The organism is Streptomyces sp. NPDC052236 (assembly GCF_044548015.1).
Lineage (GTDB): Bacteria > Actinomycetota > Actinomycetes > Streptomycetales > Streptomycetaceae > Streptomyces.
The window spans coordinates 136,014-159,360 of the sequence record NZ_JBIUBL010000015.1; the positions used below are offsets into that span (position 1 = coordinate 136,014).

20 protein-coding genes are annotated in these 23,347 nt (G+C 70.4%); 13 read left to right on the forward strand and 7 right to left on the reverse strand.

Features of this window, described 5'->3' with window-relative positions:
- The first annotated feature begins 3 nt into the window (after nucleotides 1-3).
- Nucleotides 4-1,530 carry an MFS transporter gene (locus ACIHCQ_RS24525; protein ID WP_399666094.1) on the forward strand — a complete coding sequence of 509 codons (1,527 nt, stop codon included), beginning with the start codon at nucleotides 4-6 and terminating at the stop codon, nucleotides 1,528-1,530.
- A gap of 16 nt (nucleotides 1,531-1,546) precedes the next feature.
- Here the strand turns inward: ACIHCQ_RS24525 and rarD are convergent, their stop codons facing one another.
- Nucleotides 1,547-2,536: an EamA family transporter RarD gene (gene rarD, locus ACIHCQ_RS24530; RefSeq protein WP_399666097.1), complete on the reverse strand. Its 990-nt coding sequence runs from the start codon at nucleotides 2,534-2,536 to the stop codon at nucleotides 1,547-1,549.
- 90 nt (nucleotides 2,537-2,626) lie between these two features.
- Nucleotides 2,627-3,487, reverse strand: coding sequence for an SDR family oxidoreductase (locus ACIHCQ_RS24535; protein WP_399666099.1), 861 nt, complete (start codon nucleotides 3,485-3,487; stop codon nucleotides 2,627-2,629).
- 90 nt (nucleotides 3,488-3,577) lie between these two features.
- On the opposite strand from ACIHCQ_RS24535, the gene ACIHCQ_RS24540 reads away from it, so the two are divergent.
- The 4 genes from ACIHCQ_RS24540 (at nucleotide 3,578) to ACIHCQ_RS24555 (ending at nucleotide 9,302) form a co-directional block, all read left to right on the forward strand.
- On the forward strand, nucleotides 3,578-3,985 hold the full coding sequence (locus ACIHCQ_RS24540) for a winged helix-turn-helix transcriptional regulator (protein WP_399666102.1): 408 nt from the start codon (nucleotides 3,578-3,580) through the stop codon (nucleotides 3,983-3,985).
- A 154-nt stretch (nucleotides 3,986-4,139) separates the two neighbouring features.
- Entirely contained in the window at nucleotides 4,140-4,898 is a 759-nt protein-coding gene (locus ACIHCQ_RS24545) for a hypothetical protein (protein WP_399666105.1), read from the forward strand.
- Complete coding sequence (locus ACIHCQ_RS24550) at nucleotides 4,895-7,075, forward strand: bifunctional serine/threonine-protein kinase/ABC transporter substrate-binding protein (protein ID WP_399666108.1); 2,181 nt, start codon at nucleotides 4,895-4,897, stop codon at nucleotides 7,073-7,075. Before ACIHCQ_RS24545 ends, ACIHCQ_RS24550 begins: the two co-directional genes overlap by 4 nt.
- Before the next feature lie 19 nt (nucleotides 7,076-7,094).
- Nucleotides 7,095-9,302, forward strand: a complete 2,208-nt coding sequence (locus tag ACIHCQ_RS24555; protein ID WP_399666111.1) for a bifunctional serine/threonine-protein kinase/ABC transporter substrate-binding protein — start codon at nucleotides 7,095-7,097, stop codon at nucleotides 9,300-9,302.
- A gap of 55 nt (nucleotides 9,303-9,357) precedes the next feature.
- Here ACIHCQ_RS24555 and ACIHCQ_RS24560 read toward each other — a convergent pair whose 3' ends face one another.
- From ACIHCQ_RS24560 to ACIHCQ_RS24580, 5 genes are all read right to left on the reverse strand, one after another.
- Nucleotides 9,358-10,416 carry a 2-oxoacid:ferredoxin oxidoreductase subunit beta gene (locus ACIHCQ_RS24560; protein WP_399666114.1) on the reverse strand — a complete coding sequence of 353 codons (1,059 nt, stop codon included), beginning with the start codon at nucleotides 10,414-10,416 and terminating at the stop codon, nucleotides 9,358-9,360.
- Nucleotides 10,409-12,463, reverse strand: coding sequence for a 2-oxoacid:acceptor oxidoreductase subunit alpha (locus ACIHCQ_RS24565; protein WP_399666116.1), 2,055 nt, complete (start codon nucleotides 12,461-12,463; stop codon nucleotides 10,409-10,411). Before ACIHCQ_RS24565 ends, ACIHCQ_RS24560 begins: the two co-directional genes overlap by 8 nt.
- A gap of 230 nt (nucleotides 12,464-12,693) precedes the next feature.
- Nucleotides 12,694-13,353: a LuxR C-terminal-related transcriptional regulator gene (locus ACIHCQ_RS24570; protein WP_399666119.1), complete on the reverse strand. Its 660-nt coding sequence runs from the start codon at nucleotides 13,351-13,353 to the stop codon at nucleotides 12,694-12,696.
- A gap of 225 nt (nucleotides 13,354-13,578) precedes the next feature.
- The gene (locus tag ACIHCQ_RS24575; RefSeq protein ID WP_399666347.1) at nucleotides 13,579-14,952 is read right to left on the reverse strand and encodes a sensor histidine kinase; all 1,374 of its coding nucleotides are present in this window, start codon (nucleotides 14,950-14,952) and stop codon (nucleotides 13,579-13,581) included.
- Nucleotides 14,953-15,139: 187 nt separating this feature from the next.
- Nucleotides 15,140-16,330 (reverse strand): sensor histidine kinase, encoded by a 1,191-nt coding sequence (locus ACIHCQ_RS24580; RefSeq protein ID WP_399666122.1) that lies wholly within the window; start codon nucleotides 16,328-16,330, stop codon nucleotides 15,140-15,142.
- A gap of 190 nt (nucleotides 16,331-16,520) precedes the next feature.
- Here ACIHCQ_RS24580 and ACIHCQ_RS24585 point away from each other — a divergent pair, with 190 nt between their 5' ends.
- From ACIHCQ_RS24585 to ACIHCQ_RS24620, 8 genes are read left to right on the forward strand one after another with little or no spacing between them, the layout of a single operon-like run.
- Nucleotides 16,521-16,919, forward strand: a complete 399-nt coding sequence (locus ACIHCQ_RS24585) for an NADH-quinone oxidoreductase subunit A (protein WP_399666125.1) — start codon at nucleotides 16,521-16,523, stop codon at nucleotides 16,917-16,919.
- Nucleotides 16,910-17,575: an NADH-quinone oxidoreductase subunit B gene (locus tag ACIHCQ_RS24590; RefSeq protein WP_399666128.1), complete on the forward strand. Its 666-nt coding sequence runs from the start codon at nucleotides 16,910-16,912 to the stop codon at nucleotides 17,573-17,575. The genes ACIHCQ_RS24585 and ACIHCQ_RS24590 overlap by 10 nt, the downstream gene beginning before the upstream one ends.
- Nucleotides 17,575-18,651: an NADH-quinone oxidoreductase subunit C gene (locus ACIHCQ_RS24595; RefSeq protein WP_399666130.1), complete on the forward strand. Its 1,077-nt coding sequence runs from the start codon at nucleotides 17,575-17,577 to the stop codon at nucleotides 18,649-18,651. The genes ACIHCQ_RS24590 and ACIHCQ_RS24595 overlap by 1 nt, the downstream gene beginning before the upstream one ends.
- Entirely contained in the window at nucleotides 18,648-19,616 is a 969-nt protein-coding gene (locus tag ACIHCQ_RS24600; RefSeq protein WP_399666133.1) for an NADH-quinone oxidoreductase subunit H, read from the forward strand. Before ACIHCQ_RS24595 ends, ACIHCQ_RS24600 begins: the two co-directional genes overlap by 4 nt.
- On the forward strand, nucleotides 19,616-20,293 hold the full coding sequence (locus tag ACIHCQ_RS24605; protein WP_399666136.1) for a NuoI/complex I 23 kDa subunit family protein: 678 nt from the start codon (nucleotides 19,616-19,618) through the stop codon (nucleotides 20,291-20,293). Before ACIHCQ_RS24600 ends, ACIHCQ_RS24605 begins: the two co-directional genes overlap by 1 nt.
- Nucleotides 20,290-20,931 carry an NADH-quinone oxidoreductase subunit J gene (locus tag ACIHCQ_RS24610; protein ID WP_399666139.1) on the forward strand — a complete coding sequence of 214 codons (642 nt, stop codon included), beginning with the start codon at nucleotides 20,290-20,292 and terminating at the stop codon, nucleotides 20,929-20,931. Before ACIHCQ_RS24605 ends, ACIHCQ_RS24610 begins: the two co-directional genes overlap by 4 nt.
- Nucleotides 20,931-21,317 (forward strand): NADH-quinone oxidoreductase subunit NuoK, encoded by a 387-nt coding sequence (gene nuoK / locus ACIHCQ_RS24615; protein ID WP_399666142.1) that lies wholly within the window; start codon nucleotides 20,931-20,933, stop codon nucleotides 21,315-21,317. The genes ACIHCQ_RS24610 and nuoK overlap by 1 nt, the downstream gene beginning before the upstream one ends.
- Nucleotides 21,314-23,329, forward strand: coding sequence for an NADH-quinone oxidoreductase subunit L (locus ACIHCQ_RS24620; RefSeq protein WP_399666144.1), 2,016 nt, complete (start codon nucleotides 21,314-21,316; stop codon nucleotides 23,327-23,329). The genes nuoK and ACIHCQ_RS24620 overlap by 4 nt, the downstream gene beginning before the upstream one ends.
- Nucleotides 23,330-23,347 lie beyond the last annotated feature (18 nt).

A 23,347-nucleotide genomic window follows, 5' to 3' on the forward strand; every position in this document is an offset into this window, starting at 1 on the left:
GCCATGCTGCCGGAGGATCGCAGTGGTTACAAGAAGGAACTGGCCATCGGCCGAGTAACCAACCATGAACTGGTCTCCGGAGTCGCCATGTCTTCCGCCTCAGCTGTCGCCGCCCTGCCCGCACGCGCCTGGGCCCTGCTCCTCGTACTCTGCGGGACGATCTTCCTGGAGGGCATCGACGTCGCGATGCTCGCCGTCGCCGTGCCATCCATCAGATCCGATCTGGGGTTGTCGACCGGCACCGCGGCCTGGGTGATCAGCGCGTACGTACTCGGCTACGCGGGCTTCACCCTGCTCGGCGGCCGGGCGGCCGATCTGCTCGGCCGGCGCCGGATGTTTCTGGGCTGGCTCACCGTCTTCCTCGTCTTCTCCGGCCTGGGCGGCTTCGCCACCGAGGGCTGGATGCTGATTGTCGCCCGCTTTGTGACCGGCGTCTCGGCGGCGTTCATGACACCGGCCGCGATGTCGATCATCACCACCTCGTACGAGGAAGGCCCGCAGCGCAACAGGGCGTTGCTCGTCTTCGCGGGCACGGCGGCCGGTGGCTTCTCCCTCGGCCTTGTCATCGGCGGGCTGCTCACCCAGCTCGGCTGGCGCTGGGTCTTCTTCGCGCCGGTTCTGCTGGCTGCCGGGATACTGGTGGCCGCGATCCGGCTCGTACCGGCCGAGGGCAGGCCCGTACGCCAGGGCGGCTTCGATCTGGCGGGCGCGGCGACGGCGGCGGGGGCGATGCTGCTGATGGCGTACGGGATCGTACGGCTGGAGCACGGGCTGTCGGGGTGGGCGACCACGGCCGGCGCGGTGGGCGGCGGGCTGCTGATGGTCGGGCTGTTCACGGTGATCGAGCGCCGCTCGTCGTCGCCGCTGGTCCGGCTCGGGCTGCTGCGCAAGGCCTCGATGGTGCGGGCGGATCTGGGGGCGCTGCTCTTCGTCGGGTCGTTCATGGGGTTTCAGTTCATGGTGACGCTGTACCTCCAGGAGCTGCGTGGCTGGTCCTCGCTGGAGACGGCGCTGGCGCTGTTGATCATGGGCTCCGACGCGGTCCTCGCGCCGACGCTCACCCCGCGCCTGGTGAACCGCTTCGGCAACGGCCGGGTGATACTGGGCGGATTTGTGCTGGCGATCGCGTCGTACGTGCTGTTCCTGCCGGTCGGCCCGGACTGGTCGTATGTGATGATGCTGCCGACTCTGGCGCTGACCGGCACGGCTTTCGCGCTGGCGTACGGGCCGCTGACGATCGCCGCGACGGATGGGGTGGCGGCGGGCGAACAGGGGCTGGCGGGCGGTCTGCTGCATACGTCGACGCAGTTCGGGGCGGCGATCGGGATCTCGGCGGTGACGGCGGTGTACGGCCTCACCCGGGGCGGCGCGACAGACGCGGGATCGACCCTGGACGCCTTCCGCGCGGCGCTGACCGTGCCGGTGGTGATGGTGGTGCTGGGCGCGGCGATCACGCTGGCGGGCCTGCGGCGGAAGGGGGAGGCGGCGGACGAGGGCGAGGTGCTGGCGCCGGTGGGCGCAGGGATGTGAGGCGGGGGCGCGGTGCTCAGACCGGGGTGCTGGTCTGACGCTCGGGCGTCGGCGTCGAAAGCCGTACCGCTTCCGCTTCCGCCGCTTCCGCTGCCTTCGCCCTCGTACGCCGTCCCGACCCCATCGCATCCCACGTCAGACAGCTCAGCGCCAGCCACACCAGCGCGAACCCCGCCCACCGCTCCGGCGGCATCGCCTCGTGGAAGTACAGGACCCCCAGCAGGAACTGGAAGACCGGCGCCAGATACTGCAACAGCCCCAGCGTCGTGAGCGGCACCCGGATCGCCGCCGCGCCGAAGCAGACCAGCGGCACCGCGGTCACCAGGCCCGTCGAGGCCAGCAGCGCCGCGTGCCCCAGTCCCTCGGTGGAGAAGGTGAGCGAGCCGTCCGCGCTCAGCCAGAGCAGGAAGGCCAGCGCCGGGAGGAACTGGATCGCGGTCTCCGCCGCCAGCGACTCCAGGCCGCCGATGTTGATCTTCTTCTTGAGCAGTCCGTACGTGGCGAAGGAGAACGCGAGCATCAGCGAGATCCAGGGCGGCCGGCCGTAACCGATCGCCAGCACCAGTACCGCGGCCAGGCCGATGGAGACCGCCGCCCACTGCATCGGCCGCAGCCGCTCCTTGAGCAGCAGCACGCCCATCGCGATGGTGACCAGCGGGTTGATGAAGTAGCCGAGCGACGCCTCGACCACACGGCCGGAGTTCACGGCCCAGATGTAGCCGCCCCAGTTGATGCTGATCACCGTCGCGGCGACAGTGAGGAGCCCCAGCTTCCGGGGCTGGCGTATCAGCTCGCGGACCCAGCCCCACCGCCTCAGCGCCAGCAGCGCGACGCCGACGAAGAGCAGCGACCAGACCATCCGGTGGGCGAGTATCTCGGCGGATCCGGCGGGTTTCAGCAGCGGCCAGAAAAGCGGGACCAGGCCCCACAATCCGTAGGCGCCGATCCCGTACAGCAGTCCCGCACGCTGTTCGCCCTCCGACCTGACCGACCTGATCGACTTCACTGGCCTCTCCCGCCCTGTGCCACCACCTCGACGAAGGTACGTGGCGCAGGGCCGGGCTGTCATGCCCGTATCGCTATACGGTCATGACGGTCATGACGCGGCGAGCGCCGCCGCGACTGCGTCCGCGAGCGGAGTCGTGGGGCGGCCCGCCAGCCGGGCCAGGTCGCCGGTCGTGCCCGCCAGCAGCCCGCGCTCGATGCCCGCGTCCACGTCCACGAGGATCTCGGCCAACGGCTGCGGCAGGCCCGCGCCCGTCAGGATGGACAGGAGCGTCTCGGCCGGGACGTTGCTGTACGCGATCGTGCGGCCGGTCTGCCGGGACAGCTCGGCGGCGTACTCCGCGAAGGACCAGGCGACGTCGCCGCTCAGCTCGTACACCTGGCCCACGTGGCCCTCGCCGGTCAGTACCGTGGCCGCGGCGGCCGCATAGTCGGCGCGCGCGGCGGAGGCCACCCGGCCCTTGCCCGCGCTCGCGACGACGGCGTTGTGCTCCAGTACGGGGGCGAGGTGCTCGGTGTAGTTCTCGTGGTACCAGCCGTTGCGCAGGAAGGTGTACGGCAGCCCGGAGTCCAGGATCAGCTCTTCGGTGACCTTGTGCTCGGCGGCCAGCTGGAAGTCGGCCTCGGGTCCGCCCAGGACGCCGGTGTACGCGAGCTGCGCCACGTCCGCCGCCTGCGCGGCTTCGACCACGGCGGTGTGCTGGGCCACCCGCTGCCCGACCTCGCTGCCGGAGATCAGCAGGACGCGGTCGCCGGCGCGGAAGGCCCCGGCCAGGGTCTCGGGCCGGCTGTAGTCGGCGATGCGCAGCTCGACGCCGCGCGCCGCGAGGTCCGCGGCCTTCTCCTTGTTCCGGACGACGGCGCTGATCTGCTCCGCGGGGACCTTGGCGAGCAGCTCGTCGATGACGAGACGGCCGAGGGATCCGGTGGCTCCGGTGACGACGATGCCCATGGTGTTCTCTCCTTCAGGGGTGGTTATGGAGCTCACCCTAGGGGCGACACTAACTTTGCGAAAGTACCCACTTTGAAGTAAGGTACCGACATGGCCGTAAGGGAAGAATCTGCGGATCCCAAGAAGGACGCCAACGTCAATCAGGCGATGTGCCCCTCGCGCCTGATCCTTGAGCACGTCACGAGCCGCTGGGGTGTGCTCGTTCTTGCCGCACTGCTGAACCGCTCGTACCGCTTCAGCGAGCTGCGCCGTGAGATCGGCGGCGTCAGTGAGAAGATGCTCGCCCAGACCCTCCAGACACTGGAGCGCGACGGTTTTGTGCACCGCGACGCCAAGCCGGTGATCCCACCGCGCGTCGACTACTCCCTGACCGAGCTCGGCAGGGAAGCCGCCGAGCAGGTGTGGGGGCTGGCCCGCTGGGCGGAGAAGCAGGTGGGCGAGGTGCTCGCCGCGCGGGCGGTGTACGACGTGTCGAAGGAGCCAACAGAGCGCCAGTGAGGGCCTGTTGGGGAGCGGTCCGCAGTCGTACGATCGGCCCATGAACTAGGGGGGTCGCGTGCCGATCGGGAAAGCGTCACGGGCGTTACCGGGGTTACTGGGCTTACCGGGTTTGCCGGCATTACGGGTGTTACTAGTCGGCTGCGCGGTGCTGGTGGGTGGGCTGATCTGGAGCGGATGCTCGTCGGGCGACGCGACCTCGAAGAAACCCAGCGCGACGCCGACCTCGAAGAAGCCAAGCGCGACGCCGACAGCGACGCCGACCCGGTTCGACTTCACCCCCGACCCGCAGCGCGCCCCGAAGACCCCCGCCGACGGCCTGCGCATCGCCCGCGCCGTGGCCGCCGGCCCGGAGAGCTTCGGCCCCGGCCACGTCAGAGGCACCCCGTACGAAAGTGATCCGGCCAGGTGGGCTGTCCTCGACGAAAACTGTATCTGGCAGCGCGCCCCGCTGCCCGCAGGCGTTCTCGCCAGCCTCACGCACTACGTCGAACTCCCCGCCGAGGGAGCCAAGGGCCCCCTGCGATTCGCCGCCACCGTGACCGTGCACCGCGATGTCAGCGGCGCCGACTGGGAACTCGCTCGCACCCTCGAAGAGGCGCTGCGCTGCCCCGACCAGCAGCTCAGCCAGGGCGAGAAGCTCACTGGCCTGATCTCCCGGGGTGTCGTGTTCGGCTCCAGCGCCAACGGCTATGCGGAGGACACGGTGGCCGAGAGCGGCGAGTACCACAGCGACGCACTGGGCGGCCCGCACTTCTACTACTGGGACCAGTCACGCATCGGCCAGGTCACCACGGCGGTCGTCGGCAAGGCGGCCAAGGGCCGCGACCAGCAGGAGATGCACGCGGGGATGCAGCAGGCGATCGGCGTGATGCTGAACCGCGTCGAAGAGGAACTGGAGGCCACGGAATGACCAGTCCGCTGCTTCCCCCCGACCCCTCCTCCCTCGCGGGCCACCGCCTCCTCGCCCGCCTCGGCGCGGGCGGCATGGGTGCGGTCTATCTGGCGCGTTCGGCGGGCGGCGCGCTCGTCGCCGTCAAAGTCATCCACGCCGAGTACGCCGCCGAACCCGACTTCCGCGCCCGCTTCAGACGGGAGGTCGAGGCCGCCCGGCGCGTGGTGAGTCCCTGGGCGGTACCGGTCACCGCCGCCGACCCGGATGCCGACGAGCCCTGGCTCGCCACCGCCTTCGTGCCGGGCCCCTCGCTCGCGGAGGCGGTTGCCGCCTGCGGGCCGCTGCCCGCCCGTAGCGTACGAGTCCTGGGCAAGATGCTCGCCCGCGCGCTGAGCGCGGTGCATGCGGCGGACCTGGTCCACCGGGATGTGAAGCCGGGCAATGTGCTGCTCGCGTCGGCCGGTCCCCGGCTGATCGACTTCGGCATCGCACGCTCCACCACGCGCTCCGCCGAGGACACCGCCATCACCTCCGCCGGTGTCATCATCGGCACGCCCGGCTTTCTCTCGCCGGAACAGGCGGAGGCGCGCGGCCCGGAGACCGGCCCGCCGAGCGACGTCTTCTCGCTGGGCTGCCTGCTGGCGTACGCGGCTACCGGGCGGGCTCCCTTCGGTACGGGAGCGGTGGACGCACTGCTCTACCGCACCGTCCACGACCCGCCCGATCTCGAAGGAGTCGAGGGGGAGCTGGCAGGGCTGCTGAAGCGGTGCCTCGCCAAGGACCCGGCCCGCCGGCCCACCGCCGAGGAAGTCGACGCACAGCTGATCGAGGACGCCCCGGAGGGCAGTGTCGACTGGCTGCCGGACGACGTCGTTCGGATGATCGCCGAGCGCTCCGCCCACATGCTCGCGCTGCCCGACATCGAGGCGACCCGCGCCGAAGAGCCGGAGCCGGCGTCCGGGGCAGCGACGGCGGTCGCCGGAACACCGCCCACCCGGAGGCGGTTCCTGCTCGCCGCCGGCGGTGGCGCCGTGATCTTCGCGGGTGGCGGCGTGGGCGCCTGGGCGGCCTTCCTGCGCGACGACGAATCCGGCTCCGGCAAAGAGCCGACGCGGTCTCCCGGCTGGGCCATCGGCGTACAGGCGGACCTCAGCGGCGCGCGCAAGGCGGCGGGCCGCGCCCAGGAGCAGGGCGCCCGGCTCGCCGTCGAGCAGTTCAACGCCCGCAAGGACAAGCCCTTCCCGCTGGCGCTCAGGGCACTGGACGACGGCGGCAGCCCGCAGCGGGCGCCCGCGGTGGCGAGGCGGCTCACGGCGGACCGCGAGGTCCTCGCCGTACTCGGTCCGACCGACGACGCCACGGCCCAGGCCGTCCTGCCCGTGTACGACGAGGCGTTGCTGGCGCTGCTCGCGGTCTCCCCGGGCGGGCTCGACCTGGTCGCGGAGGAGAACCGTTCGTTCGTGCACGCACGCGCGGGCGACGGGATAGTCGCGGTCCCGCTGTCCGTCCAGCTCGTGAGCCGGATGAAGTCGGCCCGCCCCGGGCTGCTCCAGGACCGCACCGCCGGGCAGTACGGCTGGGAGTCGGCCTACATGACCAGCGCCATCGCGCGCGACCTGGGCCGCGTGGTCTACCCGCGCGTCGTGCCGGCGCAGCTCAAGGACTTCAAGCCCGTCGTCGCGGACATGCTGGGGGCGGGCGTGGACTCCTTCGCCTACTGCGGCTACCCACAAGGCGCGGCGCGCTTCGCCCGCGAGCTGGCGACGGCGGGATTCAACGGGCCCCGGGTCGCCCCGCAGGCCGTACTCGATCCGGAGTTCCTCACGCTGGCGGGCGAGGCGGCCGAAGGCTGGATGGTGTGCACCTCGTTCGTGGACCCGGCGGGCGTGCCCACGGCGAAGGCCTTCACCGCCGCCTTCCGCAAGCGGTACGGCGCACCGCCCGGCTACTTCGCGGCCGAGGCGTACGACACCGTCAATCTGGTTCTCCAGGAGCTGGTGGCGTATCACAAGCGGCGGAAGACGATGCCGGACCGCAAGACCCTGGTGGGGCTGTTGCGCAAGGGCAACTACCGGGGCATCACCAAGCAGTACGCCTTCAGACCAAAGGACGGCAACTTCCAGGGCAGCGCTGCCTTTTACCACCGCGTGGAGGGCGGCCGCTTCCGTTACGTCGGCCCCGCGCCCTTCCAATGAGCAGGTGAGCTGAGAAAGCATGCAGGCACTCAAGGCGGGCGATCCGCCCGGCATCGGCGGCCACCGGCTGCTCGGGCGGCTCGGCGCGGGCGGCATGGGTGTGGTCTATCTGGCGCGTTCGGCGGGCGGCGCGCTGGTCGCGTTGAAGGTGATTCGTGCCGAGTACGCGGCCGACCCCGCCTTCCGTACGCGCTTCAGGCGGGAGGTCGAGGCCGCGCGGCGCGTGGTGAGCCCGTGGGCGGTGCCGGTGACGGCAGCCGGTCCGCAGGAGCGCGAACCGTGGCTGGCCACCGCGTTCGTCCCCGGACCCTCGCTGGCGGAAGCGGTACGGCTGTACGGGCCGCTGCCGTACGCGAGCGTCCGGATCCTCGGCGAGCGGCTGGCCGAGGCGCTCACCGAGGTGCACGCCGCCGGACTGGTGCACCGGGATGTGAAGCCCGGCAATGTGCTGCTGGCGCTGGACGGGCCGCGGCTGATCGACTTCGGCATCGCGCGGTCGGCGGGCGCGACCGCCCTGACCGCCACCGACATGGTGATCGGCTCACCCGGCTACCTCTCGCCGGAGCAGGCGCAGGCGGGGCGGGTGGGGGAGACAGGTCCGCCGAGCGATGTCTTCTCGCTGGGGTGCGTCCTGGCGTACGCGGTGAGCGGCCGCCGCCCGTTCGGCTCCGGCACCGCGGCCGCCGTTGTCTTCCGTACGGTCCACGAGGAGCCGGACCTCGACGGCGTGCCGGGCGAGCTGCTGGGGCTGGTGACCGCCTGCCTGGCGAAGGACCCTGCCGCGCGGCCGACCGCCGAGGAGGTACGCGGCGCGCTGGCCGGTCCCTTTGAGGATCCCGCCACGACCGCCACGACCGCCACCACCGGCGCGTGGCTGCCGTCCGAACTGCCCCGGCTGATCGCGGAGCGCTCGGCCCTCGTACTGGAACTGCCCGACCCCGAGCCGCAGGAGGCCACCCGCACCGGGACGCGGGCGCCGGCCCCCACCCGGCGGCGCTTCCTCGCCCTGGGCGGCTCGGCTGCCGCGGTGGTCGCGATCGGCGGCGGAGTCGCGGCCTTTCTGGCCAACAGGCCGGATCCGTCGGGAGACAGCGGGAGCCTGTCCTTGGGACCGCTGCCGCGCTACGCCGTCGGGCTGCAGGCCGACCTGACCGGCAGCGGCCGGGCGGTGGGCCGGGCCCAGGAGCGGGGGGCGCGGCTGGCTGTCGAGGAGTTCAACGCCCGTAAGGACAGACCCTTCGAACTCACCCTGAAGGCGGTCGACGACGGCGGGCAGCCGGCCGGGGCGAAGAGCGCGAGCGCCCGGCTCATCGCGGACCGTACGGTACTGGCCGTCATCGGCCCCTCCACCGACGCGGCGGCTACCATCGCCGCGCCGCTCTTTCAGAGCGCACGGTTGCCGATGGTGACCGTTTCCGTGGGGGACGCCGACATCAGGAGTGTGCCCAACCGCGCCGACTTCCAGCTCAGACCGGATGACAACGTCCTCACCACGCCTTTGATCCGCTACCTCACCGTGGTGACAAAGAGCCGCCGGACGGCGGTCATCGAGGACACGGCGGCCGGGCGCGCCGCCTGGGAAGTGACCAAGACGCTGACCGAGGCGTCGCCCTCGCACGGCGTCACCTCGGTTCACCCGGTCGAGGCAGGCAGCGAGGACTTCGGTCCCGCCGTCGCCGCCGCGCTCGCCGCCCGCGCACAGGCAGTCGTCTTCGGCGGGAACTCACCGCACCGGGCCGCGCTCTGCGCCCGGGCGCTGAACGCGGCAGGCTTCAAGGGGGCACGGACGGGCCTCGGGATCGTACTGGAGCTGGAGTTCCTGACCGAGGCCGGCGCGGCGGCGGAAGGCTGGGTTTTCGGTACGCCCTACATCGACCCGGACGCACAGCCGGGGGCGGAGCGTTTCGTCGCGGCCTACAAGAAGCGCTACGGGGTCAAGGCGGTGGAGCGGTACGCGGTCGAGGCGTACGACGCGCTGTTCTTCGTCGCGGAGGGCTTGCGGGCGCTGGGGAAGGTCGGGGCGGAGCGGGGCGCGATGGTGCGCAGGCTGCGGCAGTCCTCGTACCGGGGACTGGCCAAGACAATCGCGTTCGAACCGGTGACGGGGGTGCTGAAGTCGAAGACCGGGCTGTACCTGCACCGGGTGGAGGGCGGCAGGGCGCGCTACCTGGGCCCGTACGAGGATGTCACCAAGGGCGACAAGGCTGACAAGGCTGAGGAGACTTAAGAAGGTCAGGAGCTGACGGCAGCTCCTGACCTTCCCGTAAATCGGCCGGCTCAGCTCAGCCGACGACGGTCCAGGTGTCGTTCCCGGCGAGCAGCGCGGCGAGGTCGCCCTTGCCGTTCTGCTCTATGGCCGTGTCGAGCTGCTCGGACATCAGCACGTCGTAGACCGGCCGCTCCACGCTGCGCAGCACCCCGATGGGGGTGTGGTGCAGGGTGTCCGGGTCGGCCAGGCGGGAGAGCGCGAACGCCGTCGTCGGGCTGGCGCTGTGCGCGTCGTGGACCAGGATCCGGCTCTCGTTCTCGGCGGTCACCTGGACCACCTTCAGGTCACCGGTCGCCGCGTCCCGTACGACGCCCTTGTCGCCCTCGGCGCCGAAACGGATCGGCTGCCCATGCTCAAGGCGGATAACCGCATCCTGCGCCTGCTGCCGGTCCTTCAGCGCGTCGAAGGCGCCGTCGTTGAAGATATTGCAGTTCTGGTAGATCTCCACCAGCGCCGTGCCCGGGTGGTCGGCCGCCTGGCGCAGCACCTCGGTCAGGTGCTTGCGGTCGGAGTCGACGGTCCTGGCCACGAAGGACGCCTCGGCGCCGAGCGCCAGCGACACCGGGTTGAAGGGCGCGTCCACCGAGCCCATCGGCGTCGACTTGGTGATCTTGCCGACCTCGGAGGTCGGGCTGTACTGGCCCTTGGTGAGGCCGTAGATGCGGTTGTTGAAGAGCAGGATCTTCAGATTCACATTGCGGCGCAACGCGTGGATGAGATGGTTTCCGCCGATGGAGAGCGCGTCGCCGTCACCGGTCACGACCCACACCGACAGATCGCGGCGCGAGGACGCGAGACCGGTCGCGATGGCGGGCGCGCGGCCGTGGATGGAGTGCATCCCGTAGGTGTTCATGTAGTAGGGGAAGCGGGAGGAGCAGCCGATCCCGGAGACGAAGACGATGTTCTCCTTCGCCAGACCGAGCTCGGGCATGAAGCTCTGTACGGCGGCGAGGATCGCGTAGTCGCCACAGCCGGGGCACCAGCGCACTTCCTGGTCGGACTTGAAGTCCTTCATGGACTGCTTGGCCTCTGCCTTGGGCACCAGCTGCAGAAGCTCGTTGGTGTCAGGCATCGATGGCCTCCTTGAGAACGGTGGCGAGCTGCTCCGCCTTGAACGGCATGCCGTTGACCTGGTTGTAGCTGTGCGCGTCGACCAGATACTTCGCCCGGATCAGGGTGGCGAGCTGGCCGAGGTTCATCTCAGGTACTACTACCCTTCGGTAACGCCCCAGCACCTCCCCGAGGTTCCCCGGGAACGGGTTGAGGTGGCGCAGATGGGCCTGCGCGATGGGGACGCCTTCGGCGCGCAGGCGGCGTACGGCGGCGGTGATCGGCCCGTACGTCGATCCCCAGCCCAGGACCAGGGTGGTCGCGTCCTGCCCGGCGTCGTCCACCTCGACGTCCGGGACCTCGATGCCGTCGATCTTGGCCTGGCGGATGCGGACCATGAAGTCGTGGTTGGCCGGGTCGTAGGAGATATTGCCGGTGCCGTCCTGCTTCTCGATGCCGCCGATGCGGTGTTCGAGACCGGGCGTGCCGGGCACCGCCCAGGGGCGGGCGAGCGTCTGCGGGTCGCGCTTGTACGGCCAGAACACTTCGGTGCCGTCGGCCAGCTCATGGTTCGGGCCGGTCGCGAACTGCACGCGCAGGTCCGGGAGCTGGTCAAGGTCGGGGATCCGCCACGGCTCGGAGCCGTTGGCCAGATAGCCGTCGCTCAGCAGGAAGACGGGTGTGCGGTAGGTGAGCGCGATGCGGGCGGCTTCGAGGGCCGCGTCGAAGCAGTCCGCGGGTGTGCGGGGCGCGATCACCGGGACGGGGGCCTCGCCGTTGCGTCCGTACATCGCCTGGAGCAGATCCGCCTGCTCGGTCTTGGTCGGCAGGCCGGTGGAGGGGCCGCCGCGCTGGATGGCGACCACCAGCAGCGGCAGCTCCAGTGACACGGCGAGACCGATGGTCTCCGACTTCAGCGCGACCCCGGGTCCGGAGGTGGTCGTGACCGCGAGCCGGCCGCCGAACGCCGCGCCCAGCGCCGCCCCGATGGCCGCGATCTCGTCCTCGGCCTGGAAGGTACGTACGCCGAAGTTCTTGTGCTTCGAGAGCTCGTGCAGGATGTCGGAGGCCGGTGTGATGGGGTACGAGCCCAGGTAGAGCGGCAGATCGGCCTGATTGCTCGCGGCGATCAGCCCGTACGAGAGAGCCAGGTTCCCCGAGATGTTGCGGTAGGTGCCGGTGGGGAACGTATGGGTGGCGGGCGCGACCTCGTAGGAGACCGCGAAGTCCTCGGTCGTCTCGCCGAAGTTCCACCCGGCCCGGAACGCCGTGATGTTCGCCTGCGCGATCTGCGGCTTCTTGGCGAACTTGGTGCGCAGGAAGGTCTCGGTGCCCTCGGTTGGCCGGTGGTACATCCAGCTCAGGAGCCCGAGCGCGAACATGTTCTTGCTTCGCTCGGCCTCCTTGCGGGAGAGCCCCTGCTCCTTGAGCGCCTCGATGGTCAGCGTCGTCAGCGGGACCGGGTGGACGTGGTAGGCGTCCAGCGAACCGTCCTCCAGGGGGGAGGTGTCGTAGCCGACCTTGGCCATCGCCCGCTTGGCGAACTCGTCGGTGTTGACGATGATCTCGCCGCCGCGCGGGACGTCCGCGATGTTCGCCTTGAGGGCGGCGGGGTTCATGGCGACCAGTACGTTCGGCGCGTCGCCGGGGGTGAGGATGTCGTGGTCGGCGAAGTGCAGCTGGAAGCTGGAGACGCCCGGGAGCGTTCCGGCGGGCGCGCGGATCTCGGCGGGGAAGTTCGGCAGGGTGGAGAGGTCGTTGCCGAAGGACGCGGTCTCCGAGGTGAACCTGTCGCCGGTGAGCTGCATACCGTCACCGGAGTCACCCGCGAAACGGATGATCACTCGGTTCAGTCGGCGGATTTCCTTCGCACTCGCTCTACCGGGGTTGGCGGGGTGGTGGTTGGTGGGGTGATGCTGCTCCCCGACCACCGTGCCACCGACCACAGTGCCACCGACCGCGGTATCCCCGACCGCGGTATCGCCGACCGTAGTCTCGCTCGTCTCGCTGGCCTCGTCCTCGCTGGCCTCATCGGCATGTTCGGCTGGGCTGCTGACCTGGCTGGTCACTGAACTGGACCTCCTTCGAGGCGGCTGCTCGGGCCCGGCCGGCCCACCGGCCGTTCCATAGTCCACCCTACGTCGGTAAGGGTTGACTAATGGGGTGACCTTCCGTGGACCGCTTATATCCTGGACGTGCCTTTGAGACGCTCTGATGCCCTCGTTCCCCATATGTCACTCCGCCCCCCGCTCCCACTGGTAAAACGCATTGAGGCCGGTACGGGTTCGGCCGGCCTGTTCTACGAGTTCAGGTAGGTCAGCACCGCCAGTACACGCCGATGATCTCCGACACTGGGGGAGAGACCCAGCTTCAGGAAAATGTTGCTCACGTGCTTCTCGACCGCGCCGTCGCTGACCACCAGCTGCTTGGCGATCGCGGAGTTCGTACGCCCCTCGGCCATCAGACCGAGCACCTCCCGCTCGCGCGGCGTGAGATTGGCCAGTACGTCCTGCTTACGGCTCCGGCCCAGCAGCTGCGCCACGACCTCGGGGTCCAGCGCGGTACCGCCGTTCGCCACCCGCACCACGGCGTCCACGAACTCACGGACCTCGGCGACCCGGTCCTTGAGCAGATAGCCGACGCCGCGGCTGCTGCCCGCGAGCAGCTCGGTGGCGTACTGCTCCTCGACGTACTGCGAAAGGACCAGCACGCCCATCCCGGGATGCTCCCGGCGCAGCCGTACCGCCGCCCGTACTCCCTCGTCCGTGTGCGTCGGCGGCATCCGTACGTCCGCGACCACCACATCCGGCAGCGCGTCCTGCGACGCGAGGTCCGCGATGGTCTTGATCAGTGCTTCCGCGTCACCCACGCCGGCCACCACGTCGTGCCCTCGATCGTTCAGCAGCCGGGTCAGGCCCTCCCGGAGCAGTACTGAATCCTCCGCGATGACCACGCGCACCCTGTCCTCCACAACCCTGAAGCCCCCATGTCTGTGTGCTGCCTACCCATGCGGCATTCAGCATCCCAGTATTCGGACCGGACTGTGCGCAGGCTTGGGGAATCGGCGGGAGGGCCGGGCGGTGTCGATGACAAGTGCGGGCCGGGCAGTGTCGGTGACAAGTGCGGGCGAGTGTGGGCCGGGCGGTGACGGTGATCAGCCGCGCCGGGGCAGCTCGCGCGGGGATCAGCCGCGCCAGGGCAGCTCGGCGGTCACCGTCGTAGGGCCGCCGACCGGCGAGCTCACGGCGAGGATCCCGTCCACCGCGTCCAGCCGCTCCGTCAGGCCCGCGAGGCCGCTGCCCGCCGAGGTGTCGGCGCCGCCCCGGCCGTCGTCGCTGACCTGGAGCATCAGCCGGTCCTGGGAGCGCCAGACGTCGACCGTGGCGCGGTGTGCCTGGGCGTGCTTGCTGACGTTCTGGAGCAGTTCGGAGACGCTGAAGTACGCGATGCCCTCGATCGCGGGCGCAGGCCTGGCGGGCAGGTCCACCTCGACCGTGACCGGGACCGTGCAGCGTGAGGCGATGGAGGAGAGAGCCGCGTCGAGTCCGCGGTCGGTCAGTACGGCGGGGTGGATGCCGCGGGCCAGATCGCGCAGCTCCTGGAGAGCCACCTTCACTTCGCCGTGCGCCTCGTTCACCATCTGGGCGGCCGCGACCGTGTCCAGGGTGTCCGCGTTCAGCTTCTCCTTGGCGAGGCCCAGATCCATGGCGAGGGCGACCAGCCGGGCCTGCGCGCCGTCGTGCAGATCGCGCTCGATACGGCGCAGATCGGCGGCGGCCGTGTCCACGACCACGCCGCGGTCCGACTCCAGCTCGACCACGCGTGTGGCGAGGCGGGAGGGCCCGAGGAGCCCGCCGACAAGCACTCGGTCCACCGAGACCAGGCCACGGATCAGCCAGGGGGTGGCGAGGACGAACACCAGGCCGACCACGGCGGTCGCGCCTATCTCGAAGGGGGTGTCGAGGTAGAGCTGGGTGCCGTCGCTGTCGCCGAAGAAGGCGAGGCCGGGGTCGTCGGTGGAGAGGATGAAGATCCAGTGCCACAGGGGATAGAGGAGCGTGGCCCAGCCGGTGATCCAGAACGAGAAGGAGACGCTGAAGGCGAATGTCGCCCAGGGCAGGTGCAGCATCGCGTAGAGCAGATGGCGCCAGGACACCCCGCTCTTGAGGACCGCGCCGACCCAGGACATCAGGCCCCGCTTCTGGCCGCGCACTGGAGCCGGGTTGCCGACGTCGAGGTGCAGCAGGGTCCGGGCCCGGGCGCGCTCCAGTGCGCCGAAGGCGCGGCAGCCGACGAGGCCGGCGGCCAGGACGGGGATGCCGAGGAAGGTGATGAGCAGCCCGGCGCCGAGCGAGACGGAGGTGACCGCGAAGGTGAAGAAGACGATGCTGATGGGGAAGGACAGAAGCACGTAGAGGAACTCACGCCATGTGCGGCCTTCGAACGGCGCGCGCAGGGCCGGGTGGAGGAAGTGGTCCCTGGGCTCGGGCTCCGGACGGCCTGCTCGGTCCAGTCGGTCCAGTCGGTCCGCTCGGTCCGCTCGGTAATCCATGGCCATCGAAATCGTCCGTTCTGCGATACGGGCTGACATGACTCAAGACTGCCGTGGCCAGGGCGCCGCCACCATGAGGGCGGTTACCGTCTTGGACGGGGGGTTTTCCCCACCATGGACGTACGGGGACGGCGCAAGGGTTACGGGGATGGAGGGCGGAGGGCGGACGGCGGGGGGCGGGGGGGCACGCGGGTCAGCGCTTGGCGCGCTGCCGCCAGGGCAGCTCCGCCGTGACCGTCGTGGGCCCGCCCACCGGTGATTCCAGTACGAACAGCCCGTCCACCGCGCCCAGTCGCTCGGCCAGCCCGGCCATGCCCGTACCGCCGTCGATCGAAGCGCCGCCGCGACCGTCGTCCTGGACCTGGATCAGCAGCCGGTCATCGGCTCGCCAGACATCCACGGACACGCTCTTCGCCTGGGCGTGCTTGCTGACGTTCTGGAGCAGTTCGGAGACGGTGAAGTACGCGATGCCTTCGATCGCCTCGGCGGGCCGCTCCGACAGATCGACGGTGACCTTCACCGGTGCCGTGCAGCGTGAGGCGACGGAGGAGAGAGCCGCGTCGAGTCCGCGGTCGGTCAGTACAGCGGGGTGGATGCCGCGGGCCAGATCGCGCAGCTCCTGGAGCGCGAGCTTCACCTCGCCGTGTGCCTCGCCGACCATCGCGGCCGCGGCGGTCGTGTCCAGCGCTTCGCCGCTCAGCTTCTCCTTGGCGAGGCCGAGCCCCATGGCCAGTGCCACGAGCCGGGCCTGTGCGCCGTCGTGCAGATCGCGCTCGATACGGCGCAGATCGGCGGCGGCCGTGTCCACGACCACGCCGCGGTCCGACTCCAGCTCGGCGATGCGCCGCTCCAGCTCGTCGGAGGGGGAGAGCAGACCGCGCACCATGGCACGGTCGGCGTTGGTCAGACCGCGCGCGATGAAGGGGAGGACAGGCCACAGTACGAACAGGCTCGTCAGCGTGACGGCGAACGTCAGCACACCCCAGGGCAGCCGGATGAACTCGTACAGCACTGTCCGCCACGCCACCGGGTCTTTCAGGCTCGTCCACAGCCAGGGGAAGAGCCCCTCGCGCTGCCCGCGCCGACGGCTGTGCAGGGGGCTCGGCTCGTCTATTCGTATGCCGAGCAGCGCGCGGGCGCGGGCGCGCTCCGCCTTGCCGAGGCCGCGCGCGCCCGCGAGCCCCAGGGCGAGGAACGGCAGACCGATCACCGTCACGGACAGCCCCACGCCGGTGAAGATCATGAACGCCATATAGACGAAGCCGATCAGGGCGACCGGCAGATTGGCGAGGAGATGCGCGATCTCCTTCCAGGTGTGACGGTCGAAAGCGAAGCGCACGGGTGGCGGCCGGTCGTCGTCGGGGACGGTGATGCTGGCGTTCATATGCCACAGCCTGCCGGGCCGGGCCACGGCGCGCCATGGGGTACGTGGGTGGGCATGAAGTAGGGATAACCCCACCTGATGCGTGACGCGACTGCTTACCCTCCCTTTAGCAGGGCCTAGACTCCGAGGCATACAGATCGTCGGACAGATCGCCTGTGAAGTCGATGACGTCAGGGAGCGAGGGGCGGACGTGCGGGAACCGACCGTGGCCGTGCTCGCGGCGGACTACTTCGAGGGTTATTCGGTTGTCGGACTGCTCGCGTTGATCGGCGTGCTCTTCGTCGCCGTGGCCTTCACGGCGGGCCGCCTGCTGCGGCCTGTGGTGCCCACGCGAGAGAAAATGCTGACGTACGAATGCGGCGTGGACCCGGTGGGTGAGGGCTGGGCGCACACCCAGGTCCGCTACTACGTCTATGCCTTTCTGTATGTGATCTTCGCCGTTGACTCGATCTTCCTCTTTCCGTGGGCGACGGTTTTCGCGGCCGTGGGATACGGCGCTACGACGCTCGTGGAGATGTTCATCTTCCTCGGCTTCCTGGCCGTGGGACTGCTCTACGCATGGAAGAAGGGCGTCCTGACATGGACGTGACCCCGGATACCTCGGAGACCCCGGCTCAGGACGCTCACGACGCTCCGGAGACCTCGGAGACCTCGCCGGGCCGGGTGTTCCTGCCGGAGCCGAAGCGCCTGGGCGTGCTGTCGAGGCTGGCCCCGGAACCGATGAAGGTCATCCTCAACTGGGGCCGCCGCTACAGCCTCTGGGTCTTCAACTTCGGGCTCGCCTGCTGCGCCATCGAGTTCATCGCGGCGTCGATGGCGCGGCACGACTTCATCCGGCTCGGCGTGATTCCCTTTGCGCCCGGCCCGCGCCAGGCGGACCTGATGGTCGTCTCGGGCACGGTGACGGACAAGATGGCCCCGGCGGTGAAGCGCCTGTACGAGCAGATGCCCGAGCCCAAGTACGTCATCTCCTTCGGCGCCTGCTCCAACTGCGGCGGGCCGTACTGGGACTCGTACTCCGTGACCAAGGGCGTCGACCAGATCATCCCCGTCGACGTGTACGTGCCCGGATGCCCGCCGCGCCCCGAGGCGCTGCTCCAGGGAATCCTGAAACTCCAGGAGAAGATCGCGCGAGAGTCGCTCGCCGAGCGGTACGGGACGGAGGCCGCCCGGCCCTCCACAGCGGCGCTGCGCAGCAGCCTGGTTCTGCCGCCCCCGGCGGGGAAGAGCGGGGAGCCTGTCTGATGACCTCCTCTGCCTCCTCTGCCCCTTCCGCCTCCTCTGCTTCCTCCGCCGACCGCTACGACCGTCTCCCGGAGGCCGCCGCCGAGCTTTTCGGCGAGGAGGCCACGGCCGAACGCGCGTACGACCTGCTCACGGTCGACGTTCCGGCCGACTCCTGGATCGCCGCGCTTGAGACCGCCCGCTCCGAACTGGGCTGCACCTATTTCGACTGGCTGAGCGCGGTCGACGAACCGGGCACGGGCTTCCGCGTCTGCGCCCATGTCGTCGCCCTGGGGGGCGGACGGGTCCGCCGACTGCTGGTCCGTACGACCGTCCCGCACGAGGCTCCCGAACTCCCGACCGCCATCTCGGTCTACGCGGGCGCGGGCTGGCACGAGCGTGAGACGTACGAGATGTTCGGCGTCGTCTTCACCGATCACCCGCACCTGGTCCCGCTGCTCCTCCCGGAGGGCTTCGAGGGCCACCCGCTGCGCAAGGACTTCGTCCTGGCGGCCCGGGTCGCGAAGGCATGGCCGGGCGCGAAGGAGCCGGGGGAGTCGGAGCACGGCGGCCCCAGGCGCCGCCAGATGCTCCCGCCCGGTGTCCCGGACCCGAACGAGTGGGGCCCCCTCAAGGGCCAGCTCCCTCCTGCCCCGGCCCGCCCGGCGAGGGCGGCGCGCACGGCCGCCGCACCCGGCGACCGCCCACCGCGCCGGGCCCGCAGCGTGTCCGAGGGGTCGGCGTCCCAGACGCCGGAGGCAGCCGAAACCCCCGCACCACGCCCGCGCCGCACCCAGGCCGCGCCGGAGGCCCCGGCCCCGGGTCCGGAATCCCCTGCTCCACCGACGACACCGACGACACCGGCGCCGCCTGCCCGCAGTGCAGACGCCCCGTGGCATCACCCGAGCCCGGCCGGCGACGACGCCACCACGGACACAGGCACAGGCACGGGCTCCGGTGCTGACGCCAGTACTGACACCGGTACCGACGCCGCCGCCGGTACCGACACACCACCGACCCCCCGGCCGCCGAAGACCGGGTCCGCCGACGGACCCCCCGACGAGCCGACCGAACCCGCCGGAGGCGACCCCGCGTGAACGACGCTCTCGACGTCGCCCTCCGGCTGATCATCGTCTTCGCCGTGTTCCTTGTCCTCCCTCTCGTCATCGGGCAGACCGAGCACAAGGTGATGGCCCATATGCAGGGCCGCCTCGGCCCCATGTACGCGGGCGGCTTCCACGGCTGGGCCCAGCTCGTCGCCGACGGCGTGAAGTTCGCGCAGAAGGAGGACGTGGTCCCGACGGGCGCCGACCGCCGTATCTTCCAGCTCGCTCCGGCCGTCGCCCTGCTCCCCTACCTCCTCGTACTGGTCGCGATCCCGATCGGCCCGAGCGAGGGCGCGGTGGGCCAGCTCGTCGACGCGGGCATCTTCTTCGTGCTCGCGGTGATGGGGGTCGGAGTGCTCGGCTCGCTCATGGCGGGCTGGGCTTCGGCCAATAAGTTCTCCCTCCTCGGTGGTCTGCGTACCGCCGCGCAGCTGCTGGCCTACGAACTGCCGATGCTGCTGACCGCCGCCTCCGTCGCCATGGCGGCCGGCACCGTCTCGCTGCCCGGCATCCTGAACGCCTTCGAGTGGTGGTGGCTGCCTTGGCAGATCGTCGGCGCCCTGGTCTTCTTCACCGCGGGCCTCGCCGAACTCCAGCGCCCGCCGTTCGACATGCCGGTCGCCGACTCCGAGATCATCTTCGGTGCGTACACCGAGTACACCGGCCTGCGTTTCGCGCTGTTCCTCCTCGCCGAGTACGCGGGCATCGTCGTCCTGTGCGGTCTGACCACCGTCCTGTTCCTGGGTGGCTGGCACGGCCCGTTCGGGGCCGAGGGCCTCGGCTGGGTGTGGACTCTGCTCAAGTCGGCCGTGCTCGCCTTTGTCGTCATCTGGCTGCGCGTCAGCTATCCGCGCATGCGCGAGGACCAGCTGCAGAAACTCGCCTGGACCACGCTCGTCCCGCTCGCCCTCGCCCAGATCGCCCTTACCGGCATCGTGAAGGTGGTGATCCAGTAATGGCCCCCATCCCCGGCAGCGGTCTGGCCAAGGGCCTGGCCGTCACCCTGCGGACGATGACGAAGAAAACCGTCACCGCGCAGTACCCCGACGCTCAGCCCGAACTCCCGCCCCGCTCGCGCGGAGTGATCGGCCTGTTCGAGGAGAACTGCACGGTCTGCATGCTCTGCGCCCGTGAGTGCCCCGACTGGTGCATCTATATCGACTCCCACAAGGAGACCACCCCGGCGACGGCTCCCGGCGGTCGTGAGCGCAGCCGCAATGTCCTCGACCGGTTCGCCATCGACTTCTCGCTCTGTATGTACTGCGGTATCTGCATCGAGGTCTGTCCTTTCGACGCGCTGTTCTGGTCCCCGGAGTTCGAGTACGCGGAGACGGACATCCGCGAACTCACCCATGAACGCGACAAGCTCCGCGAGTGGATGTGGACGGTGCCCGCGCCGCCCGCGCTCGACCCGGGGGCCGAGGAGCCGAAGGAACTCGGCGCGGCCCGCAAGGCGGCCGACAAGCGCGCGGCCACACAGCCGGACCCTGCCGCGCCCCCGGCCACCCCGGCGCCCCCGGCACCGCCAACCCCGGCCGACGGCACCGCCCCGGGCGACAGCACCCCGCCGCCCGCCTTGCCTCCGCCGCCTGCCCCGCCCGCGCCGCCCACGGCTGACGGAGGCACGGCATGATGCTCGCCGCAGCCCAACCGCACGGCTTCCTTTCTCCGACCGGTGTCGAGATCGCGTTCCTCCTCGTCGGCCTCGGCACCCTCGGCGCGGCCGTCATCACCGTCACGACCAAGCAACTGGTGCACGCCGCCCTCTGGCTGGTCGTGACTCTCGGCGGCCTCGCCGTCGAGTACCTCCTGCTGACGGCCGAGTTCATTGCCTGGGTGCAGGTCCTGATCTACGTCGGTTCCGTGGTCGTGCTCCTTCTCTTCGGGCTGATGCTCACCAAGGCCCCCATCGGCCGCTCCCCGGACGCCGACTCCGGTAACCGCTGGATCGCCCTCACCGTGGCCGTCGCCGCCGCGGGCGCTCTCGTCTGGGTGGTCGTGGACGCGTTCCGTACGACCTGGATCGACCTGGACGGACCGGCCCAGGGCTCCACCCAGGTCTCCGGCGAGTTCCTCTTCCGGCACTGGGTGCTGCCGTTCGAGGCGCTCTCCGTACTGCTGCTCGCCGCTCTCGTCGGCGCGATCGTCCTTTCCCGCAAGGACACCAAGGAGACCAAGGACACCGAGGACGCCCAGAGCACTGAGGACACCCCGGAAACCCAGCGGGCCAAGGCCCCCAAGGCGCCCAACGCTCCCGAGGGGAAGAGCTGATGCATCTCGCCTATCCCGCCGTGCTCGCCGTCCTCCTCTTCAGCGTCGGGCTGTACGGAGTACTCGCACGCCGCAACGCGATCCTCGTCCTGATGTCCGTCGAGCTGATGCTCAACGCCGTCAACCTCAACCTCGTCGCCTTCGATGTGTGGCTGCGCGACACCCTGCACGCCGGCCAGGCGCTCACCCTCTTCACCATCGCCATCGCCGCCGCGGAGATCGGCATCGGCCTGGCCATCGTCCTGATGGTCTACCGCAACCGCGGAACCTCGGACGTCGACCGGCTCCGCGACACCGCCGAGAGCCCGCACGACACCCCTGACGCCGACGGAACCCACAGCACTGAGGGAACCGCCCCGGCGCAGAAGGCTGAGGCCACCGCGTGACCACCACGACCCTCGCCGTGCTCGTCCCCCTCCTTCCGTTCCTGGGCGCCGCGGCCGGACTGCTCCTCGGCCGCGCCGCTCCCGGGTTCGTACGGCCCCTGGCCGTCCTGCCGACCCTCGCCGCGGCCGCCCTCGCCGTCCTCGTCGCCGTCCGCCAAGGCGGAGAGAAGGCGATCGACGCTTCGACCCAGCTCACCCCCACCGGGTCGGTCCCCATCGACCTCGCCCTGCACCTCGACGGCTTCGCGGTCCTCGTCGCCGTCCTGGTCGGGACCGTCGCGACCTGCGTGCAGATCTACTCGACCGGCTATCTGCGCGACGACCCGCGCTACCCCTCGTACGCGGCTCTCGTCTCCCTCTTCACCTCCGCGATGCTGCTCGTCGTCTACTCCGGCGACCTGATGCTGCTCCTGGTCGGCTGGGAGATCATGGGCATCTGCTCGTACTTCCTCGTCGGCCACTACTGGGAGACGCCCGAGGCGCGTGCCGCCTCCCTCAAGGCCTTCCTGGTCACCAAGCTCGGTGATGTCCCCTTTCTGATCGGTCTGTTCGCGCTCGCCGCCGACGCGGGCACGTTCCGGATCACCGGTGTCCTCGGCGCCGTCGCGGCCGGCGGCATCGAGCACCCCACGCTGATCGCCCTGCTGCTCCTGGCGGGTGTGGCGGGCAAGTCGGCGCAGTTCCCGCTGCACACCTGGCTGCCCGACGCGATGGCGGGCCCCACCCCCGTCTCCGCGCTGATCCACGCCGCGACGATGGTCGCGGCCGGTATCTATTTCGTGGCCCGTCTCCTTCCCGTCTTCGCCGCTTCCGCGGCGGCTCTCACCGTCCTCGCCGTGATGGCTGCCGTCACCATGGTCGGCTCGGCGCTCGCCGCCCTCGCGCAGGACGACATCAAGCGCGTACTCGCCTACTCGACCATCAGCCAACTCGGCTATATGTCGGGCGCGCTGGCCGTAGGTGACCGTGGCGCCGCCGTCTTCCACCTCCTCTCCCACGGAGCGTTCAAGGCATTGCTCTTCCTCGCCGCCGGCGTGGTCATCCACGCCGCGGGGACCAACTCGCTCGCCGCCATGTCCCGGATGAGCGGCCTCGCGAAGCGCGTCCCCGACGCCTACTGGACGATGACCGTCGCCCTGCTCGCGCTCGCCGCGATCCCTCCCTTCGCGGGCTTCCTCTCCAAGGAAGCCGTCCTCGTGGCCGCGGAGCACACGGCACTCGGCGAATCCGACATCGCACCCGGCGCGGCGGGGTGGACGGTGCTGGCCGCCGGTCTGCTGACCGCTCTGCTCACCGCCGCCTACGCGATCCGCCTCTGGCTGCTCGCCTTCCGCGGCCGGGGAGCCGAGGTCCCCGACCACGGCAGGCAGCCCCTGGCCATGAACTCGGTGCTCTGGGTGCTCGCCCTCCCCTCCATCGGCTTCGGCGTGACCGTGACCTACATCGACGACTGGTTCGACGGCCACGCCCTCACCCCGACCATCACCACCGCCGTCCTCGGCACCGGTGTCGCGTTCGTCGGCGGACTGGTCACCTACGGCGCCTGGCGCGCCCTGCGCTTCCGGGAAGGCGCCGCACCCGCCGCCCGTAGCCCCATGGGCGCCGTCGCCGCCCATCCGGACGCCGCTCCGGCGGTCTCCGAGGCCGAGGCGATCGCCACCCACATCCCCGCCTACGGCGATATCGCCGCGGCCCCCGACCCGACCGACCCGGGCCGCCTCCTGCTCGGCCCGCTCCACCGCCACGCGGCCGTCGGCTTCCACCTCGACGCCCTCTACTCCGCCCTCTTCGTGCGCCCCGTCCGGGCCGCCGCCCAGCTGGTCCGCTTCCTCGACCGCGAGGTCGTCGAGACGTACGTGCGTGGATCGGGTACCGGCGTCCGCTGGCTGGGTGCGGCCGTCCGCCGAGCCCAGACCGGCAATGTGCAGACCTACCTCAGCGCGCTGCTCGCCGGTTCCGTCGCCCTGGCAATCGCGGCCGTCGTCCTTGCCAACGTCAACGCGGGATCGTGAGCCGTGATCGATATCAGC